We start from the raw sequence: 25044 nt of genomic DNA, 5'->3' as shown, positions 1-25044 counted from the left end.
TGTGGACTTACAATCACGAGCGCCCAAATATGGCATTGGGCGGCTTTACCCCGAAGCAGCGGCTGGCCATGGCCGCTTAGTTTCTACTTCTGCCGACTGTGGAAAACGGGGGCATTACCCTTGGAGCGCCAGCTGACCTGGAAATCCTCGGCCTTCACATGGCCCTTGGCCACCGCCGTCTGGAAGATGGGATCGGCCACGGCCGCCGCATCCACCTTGCCGTTGGCCACGGCCATGATGCTGGCGTCATGCGAGCCCGAGAAGATCACGCGGGAGAAATACTTGTCGGTATCGATGCCCTCGCCCTTGAGGCCGGCCTTGGGAAACAGATGGCCCGATGCCGAGCTGGGATCGACAAAGGCAAAGGTCTTGCCCTGCAACTGGGGCACGGTAGCAAGGCCCTTGTCTTTTTTGCTGATGATGATGCTGTTGTACGAGCTCTTGCCCGACTTCTTGGCCACGGGAATGGCAAAGGCCTCGGCATTTGCCAGCTGGCTGGCCAGCACATAGGAGAAGGGCCCGAAGTAGGCCACGTCGATCTTGCCCGAGCGCATGGCTTCGATCACGCCGTTGTAGTCATTGGCCACAAAGGGCTTGATCTTCAGCCCGGTCTTGGCGGCCAGCTGGTCCATGACCTGCTGGCTGGCGCGCATCATGGCCTGGGCATCCTCGGAAGGGATCAGGCCCACGCGCAGCTCGGCGGGTTGCTGCGCCATGACGCCGGTGGTGGCGGCCAGGGCCAGGCTGGCGGCTGCGGCTTTAAGCCAGGTGTTGCGGGTCATCGTCATGGATTTCATCCTTTGCAAGTGCGTCTGTAGAGTGCGGCTGAGCTGCCGCCATCGCACCGTCACTGCAGTGCGTTGACGCAAATATTAGGGACGACATATGACTGTCATGTGAAGGTTTCAGAATCAGTTTTGACAGCTTCCATAGATCAAACCTTGAGATGAAACCTGCATGAGCACCGCCCGCTATCGAGCCTTTATCGCCGTGGCCCAGCAAGGCAGCCTGAGCGCGGCGGCCCGCGCCCTGGGCGTCAGCCAGCCCACGGTCTCCAGCCAGATAGCCACGCTGGAGCGGCAAAGCCAGATCGAGCTCTTCCATCGCCAGGGCTATCGCATGACGCTCACCGGCGCCGGCCACAAGCTCATGACGCTGGCACAGAAGCTGCTGGCACTGGAGGCGGAAACAGAATTCTTTCTGCGCGACTCGGGCCAGCTCAACCAGGGCGAGCTCAAGATCGGCGCCGTGGGGCCGTTTCACGTGATCGAGATGGTGGCGGCCTACAGCGCCCGCCATCCCGGCATGAAGCTGTCGATTCGCATGGGCAACTCGCAGCAGGTGCTGCACGATCTGGAGAACTACACCACCGATGTGGCGGTGCTGGCCGGTCTCTATGACAGGCCCGAGCTGCTGGTGCGCGAATACGCGCGTCACGCCATCATCCTGTTTGCCCATATCGACCATCCGCTGGCAAGGCGCGAGCAAGTCGAGTTGGGCGAGCTGCACGGCCTGCCGCTCTTGCTTCGTGAGCAAGGCTCGACCACGCGCACCGCTATCGAGAAAGCGCTGCAGGCAGCCGGCGTGAAGCCCCGCACCCAGCTGGAGATCGGCAGCCGCGAAGCCATACGCGAGGCCGTGGCGCGCGGCCTGGGCATCGGCGCCGTGTCCGAAGCCGAATTCATCGCCGACCCGCGCTTCAGGCCCGTGCGCATTGCCGGCGACCCGGCCAGCACCACCACCTATGTCTATTGCATGAAGGAGCGCAGCGAAAGTCTGCTGGTGCGCTCCTTCCTCAAGGCCATTGAAGGCAGCGCGGCTCCCAATCTGCCTGTACTACTGACCGCTCCAAAACCCTTGATCGCTCCAACGGCCAAGAAGCTGGCGTAATTCGTCAAACCCTCTGCTCCCCTTGCGCCGAGAATTTTTTGACAGTGCTGCCCGGGCACCTCGGCCAGAACTCTCTCGCCGGGACAGTGCGGCGGCCCGTGGCGCAGGCACAGCGGTGGCTGCCGGGCAGTCAAAAAAACAGAGGAGATAATGATGAAACAAACCATGCTCTGGAGGGCCGTTGCTCTGGCAACCGGCCTGAGCCTGAGTGCAGCGACCATGGCGCAGCAAGCGCCCTGGCCCGTCAAGCCCATACGCCTGGTGGTGGGCGGCCCGGCCGGCGGCAATGCCGACTCGCTGGCACGCCTGTTGGCCGACGGCATGCAAAAGCAGCTGGGCAAGCCCGTGATTGTCGAATCCAAGTCCGGAGCGGCCGGCGTGCTGGCCGTCAACGACCTGCTCGCCAACGGCAAGGACGCCCACACGTTCTTGCTGATCCAGGGCGGCATAGTCAGCGAGACGCCGCTGGCCTACAAAGTCAGCTATCAGCCCTTCAAGGATCTGAAACCTCTGGCCCAGCTCAGCCGCAACGGTCTGGTGCTGATTGCCAACAAGGACTTCCCGGCCAGCAATCTGCAGCAACTCGGCGACTACGGCAAAAAGCAGGCCGACGGACTGGACTTTGCCTCGTATGCCACAGGCATGCGCGGCCATACCTCGGGCATGCTGCTGGGGCAGTTGCTCAATATCAAGATGAAGCACCTGGGCTACAAGGGCTCCCCTCCGGCACTCAGCGACCTGATGGGCGGCCATGTGCCGCTGATGATGGACGGGCTCACCACCGCCCTGCCGCTGATCAAGGCCGGCAAGGTCAAGCCGCTGGCCGTGAACTACCCTACGCGCATGGTCCAACTGCCCGATGTGCCCACTTTCAAGGAACTGGGCTACCCGCAACTGTCCGAAGTAAGCTGGTTCGGCGTCTGGTCGCGCCCGGATATCCCTGCCGATGTGCAGGCCAGGGTCAGAGAGATCGCGCTGCAGTATTTCAAGCAGCCCCAGGTCGAGGCCAGGCTCAGGGACATGGGCATGGAGTCGGGCACCGACGCGACCCCGGAAGCGCTGATGAACGAACTGCAGAAGGCCTATCAGCGCCAGCAGGCCTTGCTCAAGTCCATTGATTACCAAGCTCAGTAAACAGTTCAGGCGCCCAAAAGGCCGGAGTCACGCCAGATTCCGGCTTCTTGCAACCGGGTAGCTGCAGCTCGCTGCGTCGACCCGTTCCGAGTCGGCACGCAACGGACTGAGACGAAACATCAGAAAAGACTTTGCTGCGGCGACAGAAAGGAATGATGGTACTGATCGCAGTCCAGTTGCACGCGCTCACGGTTCAGCCCAAGCTTGCGGCAGGCCAGTGCAAAGCGTTGCGCCAGCATATCGGCCCAGGCGCCCGCTCCCTTCATGCGCTGGCCAAACCTGCTGTTGTAGACCTTGCCGTCGGCTCTGCCCGCTTCGCTGATCCCATGCAGATCCCGCACCCGCTCCATCACGCGTTGGGCGCGCTCGGGATAGTGCAGCGTCAGCCATTCATTGAACAGCGGAGCCACTTCCCACGGCAGACGCAGCACTGCATAAAAAGCCTGTCTTGCACCGGCCTCGCTGGCTGCGGCCAGCACCTGCTCCATATCGTCGTTCAGGAACGGAATCTGCGGCGCCAGGCTGACGCCTACGGGTATGCCCGCCTCGCTCAGGGTCCGAATCATGCGCAGCCGCCGATGCGGTGCGGCGGCGCGTGGTTCCAGCTGCCGGGCCAGCTCGGGCTGCAAGGTGGTCAGCGTCACATAAACGGCCACCAGATGCTGCTGTGCCAGCGGCACCAGCAAATCAAGGTCGCGTTCGATGCCGCTGCCCTTGGTGACGATGGAAAACGGATGCCTGGCCTGCGCCAGGACCTCTATCACGCGGCGCGTCAACCCGACTTCGCGCTCCACAGGCTGGTAGCAGTCCGTGACCGAGCCGAGCATGATGGGGGCCGCCACATGGCTGGACCGGGATAACTCGGCGCGCAGCACCTCGGGCAGGTTCTGCTTGGCAATCAGCCGGGTTTCGAAATCCAGACCCGGCGAATAGCCCAGATAGCCATGCGTGGGCCGGGCATAGCAATAGATGCATCCGTGCTCGCATCCTCTATAGGGATTGAGCCCCAGATGAAAAGGCAGATCCGGCGATTCGTGGCGGCTCAGGGCTGATTTAGCCCGCTCCCACTCCAGATGGGTGCACCAGGTCTTGACCTCCTCACCCTCTTCGCTTCCTTCATCCTGTTCGGACTTGCCCCAGCCATCATCGAAACCCTGGCGCAGCTCCCGTGCAAACCGGTGCGTGATCTGGCTGGTAGCCCCTCGCCCCTTGATGAGCCGCACCGGCACATCGGTCCGAATGGATTCCAGTCCAGAGGATGAGGAAAGTTTCTTCATAAAACAACTGTACATAAATACAGCTATTCATTGCAAGAAATGGGCACTGACCATGGCTGCATCCCGGTCAATACGGTGAGGGTTGATTGAGTCAGATTTGGATGAAAAATGACTGCGCCCAGTGCTCTACAGGCTTAGCACGCTCCATTAACTAGAGCAAGTTCAAAGTCAATCCGCACTCAGTGAGTGCGAGATGGCTTGGCAGTTTGCGATTCAGCGCCGACAATCCCTTCAATGCACCAAGTTGGTGCCTTTCACTGAATGCCTTGGCCCGGACAACACCGTTGCCCGGGCTTTTGTCCGTTTGCGCAACGCCAAAGCGCCAACCACACCATCTCGCAAGGGAGTTACTACATGGAGCGCAAGCCCAATATCACTCTGTCCTCCTTGGACCTGGATCGCATTGAATCGCTGCTGGAAAAGAACAACAGCCAGTTCCCCGGCCGTGATGCACTGGAGGCGGAGCTGGACCGCGCGGATGTACTCGACCCCGCAGAAATACCCGCCAACGTGGTGACGATGAACTCCACCGTGCGCTTCACCATTCTCGAGATCGCCAAGACCAATACGCTGACACTGGTCTACCCCAAGGATATGGATGGCAGCGCCGACAAGGTCTCCATCTTTGCGCCGGTAGGCATCGCCCTGCTGGGCCTGTCAGTGGGCGATGAGTTCAAGATGCCCAGCCCTACCGGCCAGGTAACCGTGCGTGTGGATGCCATCGAGTTCCAGCCCGAAAGCGCGGGCGAGCTCCATCGCTGAACCGGCTCACCCAACAAAAAAGCAGCTCACCGGAGCTGCTTTTTTGTTGCCTGGATCAGACTCAGCGCAAGCCGGCCAGCATGGTGGTCAGCAGACCCGCGCCGATCAGGCCTGCCTGCCAGCGCAGGGCCTGACTCCATGACGAAACATGGCGCTCCACCAATTGATACAGCGCGTAGCCGGCAGTCAGTGAAAGCACAAAGGCAAACGGGATGCCCACCACGGCGGCGGTGACCGAACCGTGCCAGAAATGGTTGACCACTGCGTTGACCAGCAGGCAGATGGAAAAGTGAATCAGAAATACCGAGTAGGAAATCTCTCCCAGGCGACGCAGCGGCGCAAAACCCTGCCAGCGGGCAATGACCTCGGTACGCATGCAAACGATCAGCAGCATCGCGGTCACGCCGGCGAGAAATATCCGGTCGCGCCACTCATAGACCAGTGCGCCGATGATCAGAGCAGCAATCAGCATGCCCCAGCTCCAGGCCGTCAGGCGCTTGTCTGCCGCCACTGCCCAGAAGGCCATCATGCCGATGCCATAGGCACCCATGAAATAAATCGCCCAGACATCCAGGTCTGCATCGAGATTGAAGCTCAGCAGCGAAGCTGCCGTCCCCACGAGCACCAACCCCTGCATGCCAGTCACAGCCCAGGGCCACCAGCGCTTCATGGCCGTATCGCCCCAGCGTTTCAGCGCCCATTGCTGCAGCCAGCGCACTCCGGCCAGCAGCAGCACGGTCGCGGCGAACAGCTGAAAGTCTATGGACACATACCAGACGCCAGCCGACAGTGACTCCTCGCCCACAATGCCCTGCAGCAGCAAGGCATGGGCCATGAGCTGCCATAGATCGGGGTCGGCAGACACGGACTCGTGATCGAACCAGGGACGAATCGCCGCAGACACCACAATCGTCACCACCAGTGCCACGGCATAAGGCACGACCAGACGCACAAAGCGCTTGCCAATCTTGGACCAGGGTGAATCAAACCGCGCCAGACCCATGGGAGCCAGGCTGGCTGCAGCCAGAAAACCGCCGATCACCAGAAAGATCTGCACGGCCATACGGGCGTACTCATAGAGCCAGTCCAGCAGGTCGGGCATGACAGGGTGAGCCACATCGGACATGGGGCCGTAGAAAGCCAGGTGATGCCAGACGATGGCAGCACAAGCCAGCCCCTTGGTACAGTCGATCAGGGCACTGCGGGAATGAGAGGAAATAGAACTTTGAACCATCAGATCACGGCCGCCCGCAGCCCATGGGCTGCCCGGCAGCAGGGTGAGTTTGCCCGGCAACAGGCAACGTAAAGAAGCCGACTTAAAACAGGATGGCGATTTTGCGCCGATTCCCAACAATTTGCTGACAGCGTTGCAAGTTTTACGAAACATATCTGCGCGGGCTTCATGCGCCAAGCATGAACAAAACCAGAGCGATTGCACACCGGCTTGATTTCCCTGCCCCACTGAGAACCCCGGGCAAAGGCACAATGGAGGCCATGACGCAAGCCAAACCACTGTCGGAGCTGAGCCGACAATTTGTTTCGCATTTCGGCGAGATGGGCAGCCGCTGGGGCATCAATCGCACCGTGGGGCAGATCTATGCCCTGCTGTTCATTTCGCCCGAGCCGCTGAACGCAGACCAGATTGCCGACACGCTGGAATTCTCGCGCTCCAATGTGAGCATGGGGCTCAAGGAGCTGCAGGCCTGGCGGCTTGTTCAGCTGCGTCACCAACCCGGCGACCGGCGCGAATACTTCCAGGCACCCGAGGATGTCTGGGAAATCTTCAAGCGACTGGCCGAAGAGCGCCGCCGCCGCGAGATCGAGCCCACGCAGTCCATGCTGCGTGCCGCCATGATGGAAGAAGCCAGCACCGACGAAGAACGCTACGCCCAGCAACGCATGCGCGATATGCACGAGCTCATCGACAAGCTGATGAGCTGGTTTGACGATGTTCAGCGTCTGTCGCCAGAGACCGCCATGCAGCTCATGGGCATGGGCTCCGCCGTGACCCGACTGCTGGACCTGAAAGACAAGATTACCGGGCGAGGCAAGTCAGGCTCGGAAGCCTGACGCCGACAACTCAGGTGCTGGCCCTGGGCACCAGCCTGAAGCCCAGATCCACGCTGGCCTCTCTGACGGTGTCCCCTGCCAGCAACTGCAGCAGCATGCTGGCAGCTTTTCTGCCCACTTCATCCCTGGGTGTATGGATGGTGGTCAGAGGCGGCACCATCTGATCACTGCCAGGCAGATCGTTGAACCCGGCGATCGCCACCTGCTCCGGCACCTTGACCCCCATGCGATTGGCCTCCAGCAATGCGCCTTGTGCAATGTCGTCATTGCAGAAAAAGATGGCATCCACCGTAGTCCGCGCCTTGAGAAGTGTCTCAAACTGCCTTGCACCCAGCGCCAGCGATGAACGCTCGGGATTGAGAATCTCCAGGCTCTGGTCATACAGGCCGGCCTGTTTGAGCACCTGCCGATAACCTTCCAGGCGCTGCATGACACGCGCGTCGAGCTGGGCTCCGCAAAATGCGATGCGTCTGTATCCCTTGTCCAGCAGATGACGGGTCATTTCAGCGCCAGCTGCAATCTGAGAAAAACCTACGCTGTAGCAATCGGGGCCCGTGCCGGGCTCGCGCAACTCCATGAGATGCACGCGCGGCACGGGATTGGCAGCCAATAATTTCCGCGACTCTTCGCTGTGATCAAACCCGGTCAGCAACAGCCCGGCAGGTCGCATGGGCAGATAGGCCCGCAGCAACTGCTCTTCCTCCGCAGGGTCGTAGTGGGTCACGCCGATCAGCATGTGATAGCCCTGGGCAAACAGCACCTTGTGCACAGCCTCCAGGACCTCCACAAACAAGGTGTTGGAGAGCATGGGTACCAGTACCAGCACCTGGGTGCTTTTTTGCGAGGCCAGTGCACGCGCTGCCAGATCGGGCACATAACCCAGAGAATCCGCAACCTCGCGCACTTTGTCGACCAGGGCAGCAGCTACTCTACGCTCTCCGCGCAAGGCTCTGGAGACCGTCATCGGACTCACGCCCGCAGCCTGTGCCACATCGCTGAGGGTGACACGCCCGCTGGCACGAGATCGCCTTGAAGAAGCGCTGTCGGCCGGGGTTTCACTCTTGGTACGGGTCTCGGGAGGCAAGGGAATCTCCTAATCAGATGCCTGAAGTTTTTTGAGTATGATAGCGCTATCCGGACTTGAAATGATGTCTGTAAAAGCAGCTTGATGAAAGCACTGACTTGCCTTCGACCAAGGTCTGAAGCCAATCTCAGAAAGCAGCAGGCTGCTCATTTTTTAACCACATCGGATAGCGCTATCCAAAAATGATTCAAAACAAGATCCAGCCTCAGGGCACCATGTCGGCACTCGTCGTCATGGGTGTTTCCGGCTGCGGCAAATCGAGCGCAGGAGAAGCCATCGCCCGTCAACTGGGGTGGACCTTGGTGGAAGGCGACAGCTACCACTCCCCCCAGAGTGTGGCCAAGATGCAGGCCGGCATTGCCCTGACGGATGCCGACCGCGAAGGCTGGCTGGAACGCCTGGCGCAGCGACTGGCTCAGGCAGATGCCGAACACGGCCTGGTACTGACCTGCTCGGCGCTCAAGCGCAAGTACCGCGACCAGTTGCGCAGCGCCCAGCAGCTGGGTTTTGTGTTTCTCGATCTCGACTATGCCACGGCCCTGGAACGCGTCCAGACCCGACCCGGGCATTTCTTCTCGCCCGACCTGGTGGCCAATCAGTTCACGACGCTGGAAGACCCGCGTCAGGAGCCCGATGTTCTGACCGTCAGCGCCACCATGAATCTCAACGACATCGCGCTCGCGGCCCGGCAATGGGCAAGGCGCGAATCCCAAGCATAAAGACAGCAGGAGACAGCCAATGTCTGAAGATCGCAAAGAGGCACAGGGCCGCAAGCCATGGCTCAAGCGCCTGGCCGAAGGCCTGATGGTGCTGGCCCTGGCCGGCATGGTGGTTGCCGTTTTCGTCAACGTGGTGCTGCGCTACGTTTTCCACACCAGCATCGTCTCCTATGAGGAGATCTCGCGCCTGCTGTTTGTGTGGCTGGTGGCCATCGGCGCCATCGTGGCGGCTTTCGAAGGCGCCCATCTGGGCTTCGACATGGTGATATCGCGGGTCGGCCCGATCACCCGCAAAGTCCTGTTCTGGGTCTCGCAACTGCTGATCGGCGCCTGCATGGCCCTGCTGCTGTGGGGCTCCTGGGAGCAGGTCATTGCCGGCTGGAGCAGCTACAGCACCGTGCTGGGCTATCCCCTGGCTCTGGGCGCAGCGGCGACGCTGGTGCTGGCCATAGGCATGCTGCTGGTCGTGGTGCGCGACATGCTGCGCGGCACCCCGTCCGAATCTTCTGAAACCAGCGTGGAGTAAGGAGAGCGCAATGGTCGTTACCCTGATTTTTCTCGCCGTGCTGATAGGTGGCATGGTGATCGGCATGCCGATTGCGCATGCATTGATACTCACCGGTGTTGCACTGATGTGGCACCTGGACTTTTTCGACACCCAGCTGCTCGCGCAGAACCTGCAAGCCGGGTTCGACAATTTCCCGCTGCTGGCCGTGCCATTCTTCATCCTGGCAGGTGAGCTGATGAATGCCGGCGGCCTGTCGCGCCGCATCATCGATCTGGCCCGCGCCTTTGTCGGTCATATCCCGGGGGGCCTCGGTTACGTGGCCATCGGCGCAGCCGTGCTGCTGGCCTCGATGAGCGGATCGGCCATTGCCGACACCGCCGCGCTGGCCACCATCTTGCTGCCGATGATGCGCGACCAGAAGTATCCCGACAGCTACAGCGCCGGCCTGCTGGCGTCGGGCGGCATCATCGCTCCCATCATTCCGCCTTCGATGCCGTTCGTGATCTACGGCGTCACCACCAACACCTCCATCAGCAAGCTGTTTCTCTCGGGCGTCGTTCCCGGCCTGTTCATGGGCGGCTTTCTGATTGCCGCCTGGTGGTTCATCGCGCGCAAATACCAGCTGACCTCGGGTGAACGCGTGAGCTGGGGCCTGCGCCTCAAGGCACTGGCCAAGAGTTTCTGGGCCATGATGATGCCTGTCATTATTCTGGGCGGCCTCAAGGGCGGCGTCTTCACGCCGACAGAAGCCGCAGTGGTGGCCGCGGTCTACGCGCTGTTCGTGTCCATGGTGGTCTATCGGGAGATGAGCTGGAGCAGGCTCTACGAAGTCTTTCTGGGAGCATCCAAGACCACCGCCGTGGTGATGTTCCTCTGCGGAGCGGCCACTGTGACCGCCTACATGATCACGCTCGCCGACCTGCCCAATATGCTGGCCGACAGCTTCTCGGGTCTGCTGGATCAGCCCATGCTCTTCATGGCCGTGATGATGCTCTTCCTGCTCGTGGTCGGCACCGCCATGGATCTGACCCCGACCATTCTGATCTTCGGTCCGGTCTGCGCGCCGCTGGCCGTCAAGGCCGGCATCGATCCCGTGTACTTCGGCTTCATGTTCATCTATGTGGGCTGTATCGGCCTGATCACCCCTCCGGTGGGCACGGTGCAGAACGTGGTGGCCGGGGTCGGCAGGCTGCGCATGGAGACCGTGATCAAGGGCACGAATCCCTTCCTGATGGTTTATGTGCTGCTGGCCGTGCTCTTCGTGATCTTCCCTCAGCTGGTCACAGGTCCGCTCAAATGGATGCACTGAGAACGGCATTCCATTCATGAAAGATCTTAAGTTCATAGCATGGTGCGCACTTCAGTCAAGCGCATCACGGCAGTTCCAATTTCATCAAAGGGCCCAGGCCCAATCAAGCAAGGAGACGGGTATGCGTATCAAATTTGCAGTCGCGGGCCTCACGGCAATGTTGCTGGCCGCCGGTGCCGTTCAGGCGCAGGACTTCAAGCCCCGCCTGGTGCGGTTCGGCTACGGCCTGGTGGAAGACTCCAACCAGGGTCGTGCCGTGCGCATGTTCGCCAAGGAAGTGGAAAAGGCCAGCGGTGGCAAGATGAAGGTCCGAGCCATCGGCAACGCATCCCTGGGCTCGGACACGCAGATGCAGCAGGCCCTGATCGGCGGCGCCCAGGAAATGATGGTCGGCTCCACCGCCACGCTGGTGGGCCTGTCGCCCGAAATGGCGATCTGGGACACCCCTTTTCTGTTTGCCAACACCAAGGAGGCCGATGCCGTGCTGGACGGCCCCGTGGGAGAGAAGGTCAAGGCCACTCTGGAGCCCAAGGGCATGGTGGGTCTGGTCTATTGGGAAAATGGATTTCGCAATCTGACCAACAACAAGCGCCCCATCACCAAGCTGGAAGATCTTCAGGACGTGAAGCTGCGCGTGATGCAGAACAATGTCTTCCTGGACAGCTTCAAGACCCTGGGCGCCAATGCCGTTCCCCTGCCCTTCTCCGAGCTGTTCACGGCGCTGGAAACCAAGGCCGTGGACGGTCAGGAAAACCCCTTCAACACGGTGCTGTCGAGCAAGTTCTATGAAGTGCAGAAGTACCTGACCGTCTCCAACCATGTCTACAGCCCCTGGATCGTGACGGTCAGCAAGAAGTGGTGGGACACGCTGAGCCCTGCCGAGAAGAAGGTGCTGCAGGATGCAGCGATCAAGAGCCGTGAATTCGAGCGCAAGGATACGCGCGAAGAAGCCGCCAAGGCCCTGGCCGAGATCAAGACCAAGGGCATGCAGGTCAACGAACTTCCAGCCGCCGAAGCAGGCCGCATGCGCGACAAGCTCGGCACCGTCAATGCCGGCATTGCCAAGTCAGTGGGTCAAGGTACCTGGGACTCTGTGCAGGCAGCCGTCAAGCAAGCTCGCGCCAAATAAGCGCCAACCATGGAGCCATGCCCCGGGCATGGCTCTGACTCATTCCAAGACAATGCCTGCGCCCCAAGCACAGGCATTGCTGCCCAAGGACTTTCATCATGGCACTTCACCCCGTTCTGGACCAGGTGACGCGGCGCATCCAGGAGCGCAGCCGCGCCAGCCGCTCCGACTATCTGGCACAGGTCAATGCCATGGCCGCGCGCCCTCCGCAAGTACGCACCATGGGCTGCGCCAATGTGGCCCACGCCTTTGCGGCTCTGCCCGGCACGGACAAGATTCGCATCGTTGAGGAAAAAGGCCCCAATGTCGGCATCGTCACGGCCTATAACGATGTGCTCTCCGCCCATGCGCCGTTTGCGCATTACCCCGATATTCTGAAAGACGAAGCCCGGCGCAACGGCGCAACGGCCCAGGTGGCCGGCGGTGTACCTGCCATGTGCGACGGCGTGACCCAGGGCATGCCGGGCATGGAGCTGAGCCTGTTCAGCCGCGACACGATTGCCATGTCCACCGCCGTGGCTCTCACGCATGACACTTTCGATGCGGCCCTGATGCTGGGCGTCTGCGACAAGATCGTTCCCGGCCTGCTGATCGGCGCCCTGCACTTCGGCCACCTGCCCATGGTGTTCGTGCCTGCCGGACCCATGACTTCGGGCCTGTCCAACAGCGACAAGGCCAAGGTACGCGAGCAGGCGGCGCAGGGCCTGGTCGGCCGGCAGGAGCTGCTCGCGGCAGAAAACGCGGCCTACCATGATCAGGGCACCTGCACCTTCTACGGAACGGCCAACAGCAATCAGATGCTGCTCGAAGCCATGGGCCTGCATGTTCCCGGCACAGCCTTCATCAACCCTGCCGACGCTGAGCGAGAACTGCTTACACGCGAAGCCATGCGTACCGTGCTGTCCATCACCCGGGGCCGGCGCTTTGCCCCCATAGGGCATGTCGTGGACGAGCGCTGCATCGTCAACGCCATGGTGGCCCTGCTGGCGACCGGCGGCTCCACCAATCACCTGATCCACTGGGTGGCCGTGGCCCGAGCTGCCGGAATCGTCATCGACTGGGATGACTTCGAGCAGCTGTCTGCAGTGGTTCCCCTGCTGGCCCGCGTCTACCCCAATGGCAGCGCCGATGTGAATCAGTTCCAGGCCGCAGGCGGCCCTGGTTACGTGATCGCCCAGCTGCTGCAGGCCGGACTCATGCATGGCGATGTGCTCACGGTGAGGCCCGAGGGGCTGGCTGCCTTCGGGCGCATCCCCCATGTCGAAAACCATCAACTGCAATGGCGGGATGCGGGCATCTCCGGCGATGACACTGTTCTGCGCCCTGCCAGCCGCCCCTTCAGCCCTACGGGCGGCTTGAAACTGCTCAAAGGCAATCTTGGCCGCAGTGTCATCAAGATCAGCGCCGTACCTGAAGATCGCCACGCACTGCGGGCACCGGCATGGGTCTTTGATTCGCAGGATGAATTGCAGGCGGCCTTCAAATCCGGTGCGCTGGAGCAGGCCTGCCAGACCAACGGCTTCAATGGCGTCGTCTGCGTAGTGCGCTGGCAGGGTCCGCAGGCCAATGGCATGCCCGAGCTGCACAAGCTCACCCCTCCGCTGGCCGTGCTGCAAGGCAAGGGCTATGTCGTGGCCCTGGTCACCGACGGCCGCATGAGCGGTGCATCGGGCAAGGTTCCGGCGGCCATCCATGTCAGTCCCGAAGCACTGGCCGGCGGCCCGCTGGCCAAGGTGCAAAGCGGCGACATCATCGTGCTCGATGCCCCCACCGGCCTGCTGCAAGCCGAGCTGACGGATGCCGAATGGGCTGCCAGGCCGCTGGCCATCATGCCGACTGCGTTGCAGCAAGCCAATCACCGCGGCCTGGGCCGTGAACTGTTTGCCGGATTCCGGCGCAATGCGCTGAGCGCAGAAGAAGGAGCTTGCACATGGCTGCTCAAATGACCGCCTTGTCCATCATGCAGGATGCGCCGGTGATTCCGGTCATCGTGCTGCACAACGCAGAGCATGCAGTGCCCATGGCCAAAGCACTGCTGGCCGGCGGCATCAGGGTTCTGGAGGTCACGCTGCGCACGCCTCAGGGCCTGGCCTGCATAGAGGCCATCGCCAAGCAACTGCCCGAAGCCATCGTCGGTGCGGGCACCGTGCGCAATGCAGCCGATGCCGCGGCGGCTGCTCGGGCCGGCGCAAGGTTTGCCGTCAGTCCTGGCTATACCAGCAAGCTGGGCCAGGCCTGCCGCGATCTGAACCTGCCGCTGCTGCCCGGTGTCGCAACCAGCAGCGAAATCATGATGGCTCAGGAAGACGGTTTTACCGAGCTCAAGTTCTTCCCCGCCGTGCAGTCGGGCGGCATCCAGATGCTGAAGGCCTGGCAAGGTCCGTTCGGAGAGCTGCGTTTCTGCCCCACGGGCGGCATCTCGCCCGGCAACGCAGCGGAGTTTCTGGCGCTGTCCAATGTGGTCTGCGTGGGCGGCTCCTGGCTGGTCCCCGCCAGTGCAGTGGAGAGTGGCAACTGGTCACTCATCACCGAGCTGGCTCAGGCCACGCAGGCGTTGAGAAGCTCTCGCACGGCCTGAGCAAGACAAGGCCTCATCCATAAGAAAAGCCCGGTCAGCTCCAAGCCGACCGGGCTTTTCCATGTCTTGGCGACTCAGGCATCCGGCAGTGACTTGGTTCGCTCCAGAAGCTTGCGACGCGTTGCCTCGTCATCCATCAATTCGAACCAGATCGCATTGAGCACGGCAAAGGCTGCTGCCAGCGGCAGACCCAGCAACCAGGCGAAATACCACATAAGTTTCCTTTCATTCGGCCCATCCAATGCATGGGCCAACAATATTCGAACCGCCCCTCACACAGAAGGAAGAACGCAGCATGGCGTCCGAGGGGCGTCCCATCTCAATACGAGTGGCCCTGACCGGTCACGATGGCCTTCACGTCCACCTTGCCTCGCAGCACCGAGTACACCCAGCTGGTATAGGCCAGGATCAAGGGCAGGAAGATCAGCACGCAGACCAGCATGATGAACAGCACAACATGGCTGGAAGACGAGTCCCAGACCGTCAGACTGAAGCGCGGATCAATGCTGGAAGGCAGGATCATGGGGAACATGGCAGCGCCCACGGTCAGGATGATTCCGGCAATCGCCAGGCCGCTTGCCAGCAGCGCCAGCCACTCGCGACGGCTGCGCAAGCCGATGGCCACGATCAGCGGCATGAGCAGGCCGATACCGGGCACCAGCCAGAGCAAGGGATAGGACTTGAAGTTGGCCATCCATGCCCCGGCAGCCACGGCTGCGGTCTTGTTCAAGGGGTTGGAGGGACCGACGGGGTTGATCTCGCTGGTAATCACATAGCCGTTGATGCCTGTAGCCAGCCACAGGCCGGCAGCCGCAAACAGCACGGTGGTCAGCACGGCAAACCATGTGCCGTACCTGGCGGCGCGGCTGGCGACTTCTCCATCGGTCTTGAACATCAGCCAGGCCGCACCGTGCATGAGCAGCATGGACAGCGAGACCAGACCGCACAGCAATGCGAAAGGCGTGAGCAGACCGAAGAAGCTGCCGTCATAGTAAATGCGCATATCGTCACCCAGACGAAATGGCACGCCGAGAATCACATTGCCCACTGCCACGCCGAACAGCAGCGCTGGCACCAGACCCGTGATGCACAGCACCCAGTCCCAGCGATTGCGCCAAGCCGCATCCTCATGCTTGCTGCGGAACTTGAACGCCACGGGGCGCAGGATCAGCGGCACCAGCACGGCAAACATGGCCAAGTAAAAGCCCGAAAAGGACACGGCGTAAAGCTGGGGCCAGGCCGCAAAGATGGCGCCGCCACCCAGAATCAGCCACACCTGATTGCCTTCCCACACTGGGCCGACGGAGTTGATGGCCGTGCGGCGCTCGACATCGGTCTTGGCCGTGGCGCGCAGCAGGCCCATGGCGCCGAGGTCAAAGCCGTCGGTGACGGCAAAGCCCACCAGCAGCACGCCGAGCAGCAGCCACCAGATGAGGCGCAGCACGTCATATGAAATCAGTTCATGCAAGATCATTTGGTTGCTCCTCTCAGCTTTGGCCGCGTGCCAGCTTCTTGATCATGGGTTCGTAGAGGCTGAGGTGAGGTTCGCTCTCATGCTCGGGGCCCTTCTTGATGGCCTTGACCATCAGCTTGAGCTCGATAACCAGCAGCACGGTGTAGATCAGCACGAAGCCGGCTATGGTCAGCAACAGCGTCTTCGCGCCCAGATTGGAAACCGCCATGGCCGTGGGCAGCACGCCTTCGATGATCCAGGGCTGACGACCCAGCTCGGCCACCACCCAGCCACATTCGGCGGCGATCCAGGGCAGCGGAATCGAGAACACGGCAACTTTGAGCAGCCAGGGGTAGGCCTCAAGCCTGTGGCGGGCAGCCAGCCAGAAGAAGGTGCCGGTCAGCACGATGAAGAACATGCCCAAGGCCACCATGATGCGGAAGGTCCAGAACAGTGGACCGACCGGCGGCACTGTATCCATTGCCGCCTGGTGGATCTGTGCTTCGGTCGCCTTGCGTGGGTCATCCACATAGCGCATCAGCAGCAGGGCGTAACCCAGATTGGCGCCATTGTTCTCAAAGCGCAGACGTGCCTCGGCGGGAATCTCGGCATCGGTCCTGGCCTTGCGAATAGTCTGCAGCGCGTCATAGGCGTCGATACCGTTGCGGATATTGCCCTCCGCACTCTTGACCAATTCGTTGATGCCGGGAATTTGGGTGTCCAGCGAACGCGTACCGATCAGGCCCATGACCCATGGGATGTGCACGGCAAAGTGGGTCTCGCGCGCCTCGCGGTCGGGGAAACCAAAGGCCGTGAAGGAAGCTGGTGCGGGCTCGGTCTCCCACATAGCTTCGATCGACGCCAGCTTCATCTTCTGGTGTTCGGATGACAGATAGCCGGACTCATCGCCCAGCACCACCACCGACAGCGAAGCAGCCAGACCAAAGGATGCGGCCACCGTCATCGAGCGCTTGGCCAGATGGATATGACGACCCTTGAGCAGATACCAGGCCGAAATACCCAGCACGAACAGCGAGGCCATGACATAACCCGCCGACACCGTGTGCACAAACTTGGCCTGCGCCACGGGATTGGTGAGCACGGCAAAGAAGTCATTCACTTCCATGCGCATGGTCTGGGGGTTGAAAGTAGCACCCACGGGGTTCTGCATCCAGCCATTGGCGACCAGAATCCATAGCGCCGAGAAGTTGGTGCCTACGGCCATCAGGCAGGTGACGATCAGGTGCTTGACCTTGGAGAGGCGATCCCAGCCAAAGAAGAACAGGCCGACAAAGGTCGCCTCCATGAAGAAGGCCATCAAACCCTCGATCGCCAGCGGTGCACCAAAGATGTCGCCCACATAGTGGCTGTAGTAGCTCCAGTTCATGCCGAACTGGAACTCCATCACCACGCCGGTAGCCACACCCATGGCGAAGTTGATGCCGAACAGCACGCCCCAGAACTTGGTCATGTCGCGCCAGATGGCTCGTCCGGTCATCACATACACCGTTTCCATGATGGCAACGAGTATGGACAGGCCCAGTGTCAGCGGCACAAACAGAAAGTGGTAGAGCGCCGTTATCGCAAACTGCAGTCGCGATAAATCGACGATATCGAGGTCCATGGTCAGGTCCTTTCTCTCGGTACTTCAAAAATCAATCGGAAAAACATATGGACTGCGGTGCAACAGCACCCAGCGCATCGGGTCGCAGCCTTGCCATCAGCCGCTCAAACTCTGGGGTGCCGCGCAAGGCCTGCGCTCTCACCTGTCCTGCCTGCAGATACACAATGCGATCGGCGAGGCTCGCCTCACGCTGCCAATGCGTGGCAAAAATCAGCGTTCGCGCGCCGCTCTCAGCCGCCTGCACCAACCGCTTCAGCACATCGGCAGCAGTGACGGCATCCAGTCCCTCGGTCACCTCATCAAGCAGCCAGCAGCGGTCTGGGCTCAGCAGCAGTCTGGCCAGTGCCAGCCGGCGCGACTGGCCTCCGGACAGACCCAGGCCGCCTTCACCCAGCATGGTGTCCAGCCCCTGTGGCAGGGCCATGACGTCGCTTCTGAGACCTGCAGCCTGCAGGACGCCCCAAAGCTGCTCATCGTCGGCCTTGGCATCGGCAAGCCTCAGGTTGTTGCGCAGGCTGTCCTGAAAAAGCTCGGTTCTCTGTGTCATCCAGCTGCAGCCGCGGGCCTGAACCACGCCTTCGTCCGGCTGCAGCTCACCCGCCATCAAATGCAGCAAGCTGGTCTTGCCTGCGCCGCTGCTGCCAATCAGCGCCACGCGCTCGCCCTGGCGCACGTTCAGGTCTATCGGACCCAATTGACGCAGTCGGACAGACTGCAGGCTGACGGCCAGCTTCTGCACAGGCTGCTGCGGACTCTCTGCCGCTTCGGCCTTGGCCACCAGCGGTGGAGCCAGCCTGCGCAGCGCCAGCCAGGTACGCCCGGCCTGTTCTGCCCCTCTGCGCAGAGCTGCAAACGGCTCCATTGCCGACAGTGCCAGCAAAATACCCAGCGCAGCAACCGGCGCGTTGATGCGGCCCTGCTCCATCAACCAGGCCATCAACAGCACGGATGCGCTCAAGGTAATGGCCGACACCGCACCATAAGCCTGGGCGGCAGCCGCTTCGGATTGATAAAGCCGCTCATCGGCCAGGGCGCAGCGCGCATCGCTGTGCAGCACTTGCTGCACCTGGGCAGGCAACTGGCCTGCCATCAGCAGCTCGGTCTGGCCTGCAACCAGATCCACGGTTTGGGCACGCATGGCCTCCAGTGCCACGGCACGGCGTACGGCAGCCTTGCGGCTGCGCAAACCATGCCACAGGGCGATGCCCCAGCCAGTCAGCAGCAGCCACGCCAGGGTCAACAGGCCCAGCCACCAGCGCATGAATCCGTAGGCCAGAGCCGCCAGCAAGGCCGCGCCCAGCGCCGCTACGGCGGGCACCAGCAGGCGCAGATAAAGATTGTCCAGGGCATCCACATCGGAGGTCAGACGCTGCAACAGCCTTGCCGGGCGCTGCAGCAGCAGGCGGGCGGCCTGCGGGCGAGCCCAGCTCAGGAACAGTCTCTGGCGCAAAGCGGCCAGCACGGCCAGCGTGGCATCATGGGTCACCAGGCGCTCGGCATAGCGGGCACCGGTACGTCCCACGGCCAGCAAGCGAATGCCGGCCGACGGCATGAACACATCGAACACCAGGGCCGTGGCAGGCACCAGCCCGGCCAGTGCCGTGGCCGTGATGAACCAGCCCGACAAGCCCAGCAATGCCATGCCCATCAGCACCGTAAGCGCTGCCAGGGCTGCACCTCCCAGCCAGAGATTGCGCGGCGCCATCTGGCCCAGCAGCTTCAGCATCTCGCGCATTGAAATGGTTTGCATCTTCATGGCTGCGGCTCCCGCGCCGGTCGCAGCAGCGGCAACTCGATCACGCGATCCATGGCAGCGGCCAGCTGTGCATCGTGGGTGGCGACCAGCATGGTGCGCCCCCTGGCCAGATGGCGCAGAGACTGCGTGATCTGGGCTGCTGTCTCGGGATCGAGATGAGCAGTAGGTTCATCGACCAGCAGCAGTCCGGCCTGTGTCTGCGCGGCAATACGTGCCAGAGCCAAACGCACCACCTCGCCACCGGAAAGGCCTGCGCCGCCCTCACCCAGGCTTGCGCCGGGGCGATGCGCCAGGGCCTCATCAAGTGCCGCCAGCTGCGTAGCTTCGGCAATCTGTTCAGGTCCTACAGAACGTCGCCCCAGCGCAATATTGCGCGCGGCCGAGCCGGCAAAGACATGGGGCAACTGACCCAGCCAGGCCATGCGCCGGCGCAGCTGGGTAGCACTGCCGGCATCAAGCGTTTGCCGGTCGACTTCGATACGGCCTTGCTGTACCGGCAAAAGGCCGGCAATCTGCGCCAGCAGCACGGACTTGCCGCTGCCGCTGGGACTCCACAGCGCCACATGCTCGCCAGCCTGTATGTGCAAAGACAGCGGCGCGAGGCTGGAGTCACTGCCTGGCACCTGAACCTTGAGTTCCGAAACGCTTACGGACACAGGCTGGCCAGGCCATGACTGCTCATCGACCGGAGATGCTTCAGCGGCATGCTGCGCACCGACAACCTGCATGGACTGCGCCTGCATGGACTGCGCCTGCATGCTCTGCAAGGTCTGCAGTGCGGCCTCGCCCGCAGCTCTGTCATGCCAGACGGCCGAGAGATCGCGCAAAGGCTCGAAAAATGCCGGCGCCAGCAGCAGCACAAACATGGCCTGGCCCAGACCGAGCTTGTCGCCCCAGGCGCCGAAATTCAGCGTGCCCAGCAGGTGAAAACCTATATAGACGGCCACCATGGCCACGCCCAGTGCCGAGAAAAGCTCCAGCACCGCAGAAGACAGAAAGGCAATGCGCAGCACGCGCATGGTGCGGGTGCGCAGGTCTTCGGCATGGTCACGCAGCCGCTGGCCCGTCAGCTCCACGGCATGCAGAGCACGCAGCGTGCTTAAGCCGCGCAGGCGGTCCAGCAAGAAAGCGTTCATATGACCGAGCTGCAGCATCTGCTCTTCGCTGGCCGCCTTGGCACGCCAGCCCACGAACGCCATGAAAAGCGGAATCAGCGGCGCGGCAACCATCAAAATCAGAGCAGCGACCCATGACTGCAAGGCCACGGCAGCCAAAATCACCAAGGGCAGCAAACGCACACGCCACATCGCGCTCTGGTAACGCGCCAGCCACGGAACAATGGCCTCGGCCTGCTCGGCCATGGCACTGGCGGCCTGGCCGGAAGCTGGGCGGCTCTTGTCCAGCGGCGATGTCTGAGCCAGCGACTGCGCCACCCGGGCGCGCAAGCTGCTGAGCTGCACGCGCGCTGCACGGTTGGCCAGCATGCCGCCATGGCCTTCTGCCCGGGCTCGCAGCAAGCCCAGCAACAACACGCCAGCCGCCATGGGCCAGACGGCCGCCATGCCCTGACCGTTGGCCATGAGTTGCACAGCCCAGGCCAGCAAGGCTGCCTGCGGCAGCCATATCAGCCCGGCAAGCACCTGCCACACAGCACCCGCGCTGGGGCGACGGATGACGCTCGCCAGCTCGGCATGTGCTGTATCGACCTGGTTGTCGGTGGAGGAAGAAGTGGTGTACTGCATTTCTTAATTTTCAGTATTTACTGAAATTAACGGAATACTACTCTTCTTTTGATAATCATCATGACTTGATATGCAAAAGCCAATTGCAGGACCAGGCCTACATTGATACGCATCAACTCCGAAGCAATTTAACAAGGGTTAACCCTTGCACAAGTCGTGCTTGAGCAACATCAAGCGAGCAAACCGCCCATAAAAAACGGCGTCCGAAGACGCCGTTGGCACAGAAGATAGTGAACTGCCTCAGGCAACCAGCAGGCTTGCCTTGGCTTCGGCGTACTCACGCTTGAGGCGAGCCACCAGCTCCGCCGTGGACTGCACCTTGTCAATGGCACCGATACCTTGGCCACAGCCCCAGATATCTTTCCAGGCCTTTTGCGCACCGCCGCCAAAATTCATCTTGCTGGGGTCGGATTCGGGCAGGTTTTCCGGATCCAGACCGGCCGCACGAATCGAAGGTGCCAGATAGTTGCCATGCACGCCTGTGAACAGATTGCTGTAGACCACGTCGTCGGAGCTGCCCTCGACGATCGCCTGCTTGTAGGCTTCTACGGCGCGCGCCTCGTCGGTGGCAATGAAGGCCGATCCGATATAGGCAAAGTCCGCACCCATGGCCTGGGCCGCGAGAACCGCCCCCCCCGTGGCAATCGAGCCGGACAGCGCCAGAGGGCCGTCAAACCATTGGCGAATTTCCTGCACCAGGGCAAATGGACTCTTCACACCCGCATGGCCGCCAGCACCGGCTGCCACGGCGATCAGGCCATCGGCACCTTTTTCAATGGCCTTGCGCGCAAACTTGTTGTTGATGATGTCGTGCAGCACCACACCACCCCAGCCATGCACGGCCTGGTTCACATCCTCACGCGCGCCCAGGCTGGTGATGATGATGGGCACCTTGTACTTGGCGCAGACCTGCATGTCGTGCTCGAGACGGTCATTGCTCTTGTGCACGATCTGATTGATGGCGAATGGTGCCGAAGGGCGATCGGGATGGGCCCTGTCCCAGGCCGCCAGAGTCTCGGTGATCTCTGCCAGCCAGTCCTCCAGTTGCTCGGCCGGGCGGGCATTGAGAGAAGGCATGGAGCCGACGATACCGGCCTTGCACTGCTCGATGACAAGCTTGGGATTGCTGATGATGAAAAGCGGCGAGCCGATGACAGGCAGAGCCAGCTTTTTGAGGGCAGGTGGCAGCTTGGACATATGTTGTCTCCTTCTTTGTTTTATAAATAAAAAGGGCTGCAGCGTTTGTTCCAGATACGCCGGCAGCTCTTATTTCAGAAGCAGTTCAAAGGACGGCTCACTGTTTGCACCCCTGTGCCGACGGTGAAGCCGTCCGACTGGCCTTTGGCCAGTTTCGCCTGCCATGGCGCCACTCCCTGTCCCCAGGGCAACAGTTTTTGCTTTCTCTGTGTCCGGAGGATCATCGTGATGGGAGCGGCCACAAAAAAGGCCTGAACGCGATGCCGCGTCAGGCCTTGATTTCTTACTGCGTCACACGCCCGGCGGCATTGACGATGGACAGGTCCACATATTTGGATCCCACTTGCCCGGGCTTGAAGTTCACCCAGTAGCCACCCAGGTCATAGGACTCCAGTCCGCGCAAGGCGGCACTCATTTTTTCCGGCGTCACCGGCTGGCTTCGGCGCATGGCCTCCACGATGACTTTGGCATTCACATAGCCTTCCATCATGGCAAAGCTCACCGGAACGTCCAGGGTCTTGCCTGCAGCAATCGTCGCGTCGCGAAACTCCTTGTTGAGCTTGCCCGAGACCTTGTAGGGACTGGGCACAACCTGGGCAATCGACAGACCGCTCATGTACTCCACAGGAAGACGCTTTGCCAACTGCTCGATATCGGCCTCGGCGGTGGCATAGACCTGGGCGGTGCCCCCCTCCATGCGATATGCCTCGACAAATGCCGCCGTGGCAGGGCTGGAAGCCACCAAGAGAATGGCTTGAGGCGAAGTCTTCGCGGCCTGCAGTTCCTGCACAGCCTTGTCCGAGCCACCCCGGCTCTTGAGCATGGCCGATGCGACCAGCTTGGCCCCGCTGGGGTTCACGGCCTTGATCACCAAGGCCGTCAGCTCCTGCGCATCGGGACGCTCCTCGAACACCAACGCCAGCCGCGTGATGCCGACGGTGGCCAGGTGGGTGGAAATCTTTGCGACCTGCTCGGCAAGCCCTGCACGCGTGGAGAACATCTGCGGCGATGCCAGCACACGGGTGTCCGTGCTCTGATAGCCCACCAGCGGAATCTGCGAGCCATCCAGAGCCTTGCTCTCCAGCAAGGCCGAGAGATTGCGGTTGCCGAAATAGCCTGCCAGCACCACGGGCTTGGATTCGCTCAGCAGCTTGCGCGTCTTGGTCACGGTCTCTTCAGGGTGGCCCACATCATCGAGCACAGCCAGCTCCACAGGTTGGCCCTGCACACCACCAGCCTTGTTGATCTGGTCAAAGTACAGACGCATGCCCTGCGCATAGGCCCGCCCCTGACTGGCTTCGGCCCCCGACATCGGGGCCACCTGCCCAACCGTCCAGGCCTGCGCCACCAAAGCAGCACCTGCACACATCGCGACCAAACCGGCTCGCGCCAACACCCAATGCTTGCGATTCATTCAGCGTCTCCCTCTCCATCAATGCAGTGGGTCTGAAGCGCCCATGCAGCTGCCGAATTATTGTTGATGACCTGACCTGTACGAGCCAGGCGCCCATGGAAAAAGAGGGGCTTGAAGCCCCTCTTTTGATGTGCGCCAAATTACAGCGCGTTGACCAGTTCGGGCACGGCCGTGAACAGATCGGCTTCCAGACCGTAATCGGCCACCGAGAAGATCGGTGCTTCGGGGTCCTTGTTGATCGCCACGATCACCTTGGAATCCTTCATGCCCGCCAGATGCTGGATCGCCCCCGAGATGCCGCAGGCAATGTACAGCTGGGGCGCCACGATCTTGCCCGTCTGGCCCACTTGCAGGTCGTTGGGCGCGTAGCCCGCATCAACGGCCGCACGGCTGGCACCGATGGCCGCACCCAGCTTGTCGGCCAGGGGAGTGATCACTTCGGTGAACTTCTCGGCCGAGCCCAGAGCACGGCCACCGGAGACGATGATCTTGGCTGCCGTCAGCTCGGGACGATCGCTCTTGGTCACTTCGCGGCCCACAAAGGCGCTCTTGCCGCTGTCAGCCACGGCTGCCGCCGTTTCCACGGCCGCCGAGCCGCCAGTGGCAGCTGCTGCGTCAAAGCCGGTGGTACGCACGGTGATGACCTTGACGGCATCGGCGGACTGCACGGTGGCAATGGCGTTGCCCGCATAGATGGGGCGCTCGAAGGTGTCGGCGGAGTCGACCTTGGTGATGTCGCTGATCTGGGCCACGTCCAGCTTGGCGGCCACGCGGGGCGCCACGTTCTTGCCCGAGGCGGTCGAGGGGAACAGGATGTGGCTGTAGTTGCCGGCGATGGCCAGCACCTGGGCGGCGACGTTCTCGGCCAGGCCGTCCTTGAGGCTGGCGCCGTCGGCATGGATGACCTTGGAGACACCGGCAATCTGGGCGGCAGCGGCTGCTGCAGCGGCTGCACCTTCGCCAACCACCAGCACATGCACATCACCGCCGCAGGCCTTGGCGGCCGTCACGGTGTTCAGGGTCGCGGTCTTGATCGAAGCGTTGTCGTGTTCTGCAATAACGAGAGAGGTCATTTCAGTCGTCTTTCTCTAGAATTTTTCATGGTGCCTGCATCACCCGCAGCCGGCCAATCTGGCGCGGCTCAAGCGCGGGACACCGAGGAAGGGCCGCCCCGCACCGAGGGTGTCGTCCCCCTGCGGGGGATGACGCGAAGCGGCTCAGGGGGCCTTAGATGACTTTCGCTTCGTTTTTCAGCTTGTCGACCAGGGCGGCCACATCAGCTACCTTGACGCCAGCGCCACGCTTGGCAGGCTCGGAGACCTTCACGGTCTTCAGGCGGGGCGTCACGTCCACGCCCAGGTCTTCGGGCTTGAAGGTGTCCAGCTGCTTTTTCTTGGC

The 25044-nt window shown here is 61.7% G+C and carries 21 protein-coding genes and 2 pseudogenes; 10 read left to right on the top strand and 13 right to left on the bottom strand.

Going from position 1 to position 25044, the window contains the following annotated elements; genetic code table 11:
- Positions 1 to 119: 119 nt before the first annotated feature.
- Positions 120 to 788: pseudogene (locus FSY45_RS26520) on the bottom strand (phosphate/phosphite/phosphonate ABC transporter substrate-binding protein); the annotation flags it as partial.
- A 169-nt stretch (positions 789 to 957) separates the two neighbouring features.
- Here FSY45_RS26520 and FSY45_RS26515 point away from each other — a divergent pair.
- Positions 958 to 1890 (top strand): LysR substrate-binding domain-containing protein, encoded by a 933-nt coding sequence (locus FSY45_RS26515; RefSeq protein ID WP_003063623.1) that lies wholly within the window; start codon positions 958 to 960, stop codon positions 1888 to 1890.
- Positions 1891 to 2043: 153 nt separating this feature from the next.
- Complete coding sequence (locus FSY45_RS26510) at positions 2044 to 3024, top strand: tripartite tricarboxylate transporter substrate binding protein (RefSeq protein WP_003063625.1); 981 nt, start codon at positions 2044 to 2046, stop codon at positions 3022 to 3024.
- A gap of 119 nt (positions 3025 to 3143) precedes the next feature.
- On the opposite strand, the gene FSY45_RS26505 is transcribed toward FSY45_RS26510, so the two are convergent.
- Positions 3144 to 4301 (bottom strand): PA0069 family radical SAM protein, encoded by a 1158-nt coding sequence (locus tag FSY45_RS26505; RefSeq protein WP_046462690.1) that lies wholly within the window; start codon positions 4299 to 4301, stop codon positions 3144 to 3146.
- A 354-nt stretch (positions 4302 to 4655) separates the two neighbouring features.
- Between FSY45_RS26505 and rnk the strand changes: the two genes are divergently transcribed.
- Positions 4656 to 5063: a nucleoside diphosphate kinase regulator gene (rnk, locus tag FSY45_RS26500; protein WP_003063629.1), complete on the top strand. Its 408-nt coding sequence runs from the start codon at positions 4656 to 4658 to the stop codon at positions 5061 to 5063.
- 61 nt (positions 5064 to 5124) lie between these two features.
- On the opposite strand, the gene FSY45_RS26495 is transcribed toward rnk, so the two are convergent.
- Complete coding sequence (locus tag FSY45_RS26495; protein ID WP_046462709.1) at positions 5125 to 6297, bottom strand: acyltransferase; 1173 nt, start codon at positions 6295 to 6297, stop codon at positions 5125 to 5127.
- A gap of 251 nt (positions 6298 to 6548) precedes the next feature.
- On the opposite strand from FSY45_RS26495, the gene FSY45_RS26490 reads away from it, so the two are divergent.
- Positions 6549 to 7133, top strand: coding sequence for a GbsR/MarR family transcriptional regulator (locus FSY45_RS26490; protein WP_003053080.1), 585 nt, complete (start codon positions 6549 to 6551; stop codon positions 7131 to 7133).
- Between the two features lie 10 nt (positions 7134 to 7143).
- On the opposite strand, the gene FSY45_RS26485 is transcribed toward FSY45_RS26490, so the two are convergent.
- The gene (locus tag FSY45_RS26485) at positions 7144 to 8217 is read right to left on the bottom strand and encodes a LacI family DNA-binding transcriptional regulator (RefSeq protein WP_046462689.1); all 1074 of its coding nucleotides are present in this window, start codon (positions 8215 to 8217) and stop codon (positions 7144 to 7146) included.
- Positions 8218 to 8399: 182 nt separating this feature from the next.
- Between FSY45_RS26485 and FSY45_RS26480 the strand changes: the two genes are divergently transcribed.
- From FSY45_RS26480 to eda, 6 genes are all read left to right on the top strand, one after another.
- Positions 8400 to 8936 carry a gluconokinase gene (locus FSY45_RS26480; protein ID WP_046462688.1) on the top strand — a complete coding sequence of 179 codons (537 nt, stop codon included), beginning with the start codon at positions 8400 to 8402 and terminating at the stop codon, positions 8934 to 8936.
- Between the two features lie 19 nt (positions 8937 to 8955).
- Positions 8956 to 9462 (top strand): TRAP transporter small permease, encoded by a 507-nt coding sequence (locus FSY45_RS26475; RefSeq protein ID WP_046462687.1) that lies wholly within the window; start codon positions 8956 to 8958, stop codon positions 9460 to 9462.
- Positions 9463 to 9472: 10 nt separating this feature from the next.
- The gene (locus FSY45_RS26470) at positions 9473 to 10753 is read left to right on the top strand and encodes a TRAP transporter large permease (protein ID WP_012839281.1); all 1281 of its coding nucleotides are present in this window, start codon (positions 9473 to 9475) and stop codon (positions 10751 to 10753) included.
- Positions 10754 to 10874: 121 nt separating this feature from the next.
- On the top strand, positions 10875 to 11882 hold the full coding sequence (locus tag FSY45_RS26465; RefSeq protein ID WP_003065736.1) for a TRAP transporter substrate-binding protein: 1008 nt from the start codon (positions 10875 to 10877) through the stop codon (positions 11880 to 11882).
- A gap of 98 nt (positions 11883 to 11980) precedes the next feature.
- On the top strand, positions 11981 to 13828 hold the full coding sequence (gene edd / locus FSY45_RS26460) for a phosphogluconate dehydratase (RefSeq protein WP_046462686.1): 1848 nt from the start codon (positions 11981 to 11983) through the stop codon (positions 13826 to 13828).
- Complete coding sequence (gene eda, locus FSY45_RS26455; protein WP_003065739.1) at positions 13813 to 14460, top strand: bifunctional 4-hydroxy-2-oxoglutarate aldolase/2-dehydro-3-deoxy-phosphogluconate aldolase; 648 nt, start codon at positions 13813 to 13815, stop codon at positions 14458 to 14460. Before edd ends, eda begins: the two co-directional genes overlap by 16 nt.
- Positions 14461 to 14534: 74 nt before the next feature.
- Here the strand turns inward: eda and cydX are convergent, their stop codons facing one another.
- The 9 genes and pseudogenes from cydX to FSY45_RS26410 all read right to left on the bottom strand — a co-directional run.
- The gene (gene cydX, locus FSY45_RS26450; RefSeq protein WP_003053063.1) at positions 14535 to 14675 is read right to left on the bottom strand and encodes a cytochrome bd-I oxidase subunit CydX; all 141 of its coding nucleotides are present in this window, start codon (positions 14673 to 14675) and stop codon (positions 14535 to 14537) included.
- A gap of 104 nt (positions 14676 to 14779) precedes the next feature.
- A complete protein-coding gene (gene cydB / locus FSY45_RS26445; RefSeq protein WP_003065741.1) occupies positions 14780 to 15934 on the bottom strand; it encodes a cytochrome d ubiquinol oxidase subunit II in 1155 nt (384 codons plus the stop codon).
- A 13-nt stretch (positions 15935 to 15947) separates the two neighbouring features.
- The gene (locus FSY45_RS26440) at positions 15948 to 17537 is read right to left on the bottom strand and encodes a cytochrome ubiquinol oxidase subunit I (RefSeq protein ID WP_046462685.1); all 1590 of its coding nucleotides are present in this window, start codon (positions 17535 to 17537) and stop codon (positions 15948 to 15950) included.
- Between the two features lie 31 nt (positions 17538 to 17568).
- Positions 17569 to 19293, bottom strand: a complete 1725-nt coding sequence (locus tag FSY45_RS26435; protein WP_046462684.1) for an amino acid ABC transporter ATP-binding/permease protein — start codon at positions 19291 to 19293, stop codon at positions 17569 to 17571.
- Complete coding sequence (gene cydD, locus FSY45_RS26430; protein ID WP_187427619.1) at positions 19290 to 21035, bottom strand: thiol reductant ABC exporter subunit CydD; 1746 nt, start codon at positions 21033 to 21035, stop codon at positions 19290 to 19292. The genes FSY45_RS26435 and cydD overlap by 4 nt, the downstream gene beginning before the upstream one ends.
- A 240-nt stretch (positions 21036 to 21275) precedes the next feature.
- The gene (locus FSY45_RS26425) at positions 21276 to 22232 is read right to left on the bottom strand and encodes a nitronate monooxygenase family protein (protein ID WP_046462683.1); all 957 of its coding nucleotides are present in this window, start codon (positions 22230 to 22232) and stop codon (positions 21276 to 21278) included.
- Positions 22233 to 22515: 283 nt separating this feature from the next.
- Positions 22516 to 23646, bottom strand: coding sequence for an ABC transporter substrate-binding protein (locus tag FSY45_RS26420; protein WP_046462682.1), 1131 nt, complete (start codon positions 23644 to 23646; stop codon positions 22516 to 22518).
- A gap of 140 nt (positions 23647 to 23786) precedes the next feature.
- The gene (locus tag FSY45_RS26415) at positions 23787 to 24719 is read right to left on the bottom strand and encodes an electron transfer flavoprotein subunit alpha/FixB family protein (protein ID WP_148748547.1); all 933 of its coding nucleotides are present in this window, start codon (positions 24717 to 24719) and stop codon (positions 23787 to 23789) included.
- A 154-nt stretch (positions 24720 to 24873) separates the two neighbouring features.
- Positions 24874 to 25044, bottom strand: a pseudogene (locus tag FSY45_RS26410) (electron transfer flavoprotein subunit beta/FixA family protein); the annotation flags it as partial.

This window comes from Comamonas sp. Z1 (assembly GCF_008121555.1).
Taxonomy (GTDB): domain Bacteria; phylum Pseudomonadota; class Gammaproteobacteria; order Burkholderiales; family Burkholderiaceae_C; genus Comamonas; species Comamonas thiooxydans.
This window is presented reverse-complemented; position numbering and strand designations above follow the sequence as displayed.

Bases quoted from the DNA above. Each gene is read 5' to 3' on its own strand.
- FSY45_RS26515 (WP_003063623.1), top strand. From the start codon at position 958: ATGAGCACCGCCCGCTATCGAGCCTTTATCGCCGTGGCCCAGCAAGGC.
- FSY45_RS26510 (WP_003063625.1), top strand. From the start codon at position 2,044: ATGAAACAAACCATGCTCTGGAGGGCCGTTGCTCTGGCAACCGGCCTG.
- FSY45_RS26505 (WP_046462690.1), bottom strand. From the start codon at position 4,301: ATGAAGAAACTTTCCTCATCCTCTGGACTGGAATCCATTCGGACCGAT.
- rnk (WP_003063629.1), top strand. From the start codon at position 4,656: ATGGAGCGCAAGCCCAATATCACTCTGTCCTCCTTGGACCTGGATCGC.
- FSY45_RS26495 (WP_046462709.1), bottom strand. From the start codon at position 6,297: ATGGTTCAAAGTTCTATTTCCTCTCATTCCCGCAGTGCCCTGATCGAC.
- FSY45_RS26490 (WP_003053080.1), top strand. From the start codon at position 6,549: ATGGAGGCCATGACGCAAGCCAAACCACTGTCGGAGCTGAGCCGACAA.
- FSY45_RS26480 (WP_046462688.1), top strand. From the start codon at position 8,400: ATGATTCAAAACAAGATCCAGCCTCAGGGCACCATGTCGGCACTCGTC.
- FSY45_RS26475 (WP_046462687.1), top strand. From the start codon at position 8,956: ATGTCTGAAGATCGCAAAGAGGCACAGGGCCGCAAGCCATGGCTCAAG.
- FSY45_RS26470 (WP_012839281.1), top strand. From the start codon at position 9,473: ATGGTCGTTACCCTGATTTTTCTCGCCGTGCTGATAGGTGGCATGGTG.
- FSY45_RS26465 (WP_003065736.1), top strand. From the start codon at position 10,875: ATGCGTATCAAATTTGCAGTCGCGGGCCTCACGGCAATGTTGCTGGCC.
- edd (WP_046462686.1), top strand. From the start codon at position 11,981: ATGGCACTTCACCCCGTTCTGGACCAGGTGACGCGGCGCATCCAGGAG.
- eda (WP_003065739.1), top strand. From the start codon at position 13,813: ATGGCTGCTCAAATGACCGCCTTGTCCATCATGCAGGATGCGCCGGTG.
- cydX (WP_003053063.1), bottom strand. From the start codon at position 14,675: ATGTGGTATTTCGCCTGGTTGCTGGGTCTGCCGCTGGCAGCAGCCTTT.
- cydB (WP_003065741.1), bottom strand. From the start codon at position 15,934: ATGATCTTGCATGAACTGATTTCATATGACGTGCTGCGCCTCATCTGG.
- FSY45_RS26440 (WP_046462685.1), bottom strand. From the start codon at position 17,537: ATGGACCTCGATATCGTCGATTTATCGCGACTGCAGTTTGCGATAACG.
- FSY45_RS26435 (WP_046462684.1), bottom strand. From the start codon at position 19,293: ATGAAGATGCAAACCATTTCAATGCGCGAGATGCTGAAGCTGCTGGGC.
- cydD (WP_187427619.1), bottom strand. From the start codon at position 21,035: ATGCAGTACACCACTTCTTCCTCCACCGACAACCAGGTCGATACAGCA.
- FSY45_RS26425 (WP_046462683.1), bottom strand. From the start codon at position 22,232: ATGTCCAAGCTGCCACCTGCCCTCAAAAAGCTGGCTCTGCCTGTCATC.
- FSY45_RS26420 (WP_046462682.1), bottom strand. From the start codon at position 23,646: ATGAATCGCAAGCATTGGGTGTTGGCGCGAGCCGGTTTGGTCGCGATG.
- FSY45_RS26415 (WP_148748547.1), bottom strand. From the start codon at position 24,719: ATGACCTCTCTCGTTATTGCAGAACACGACAACGCTTCGATCAAGACC.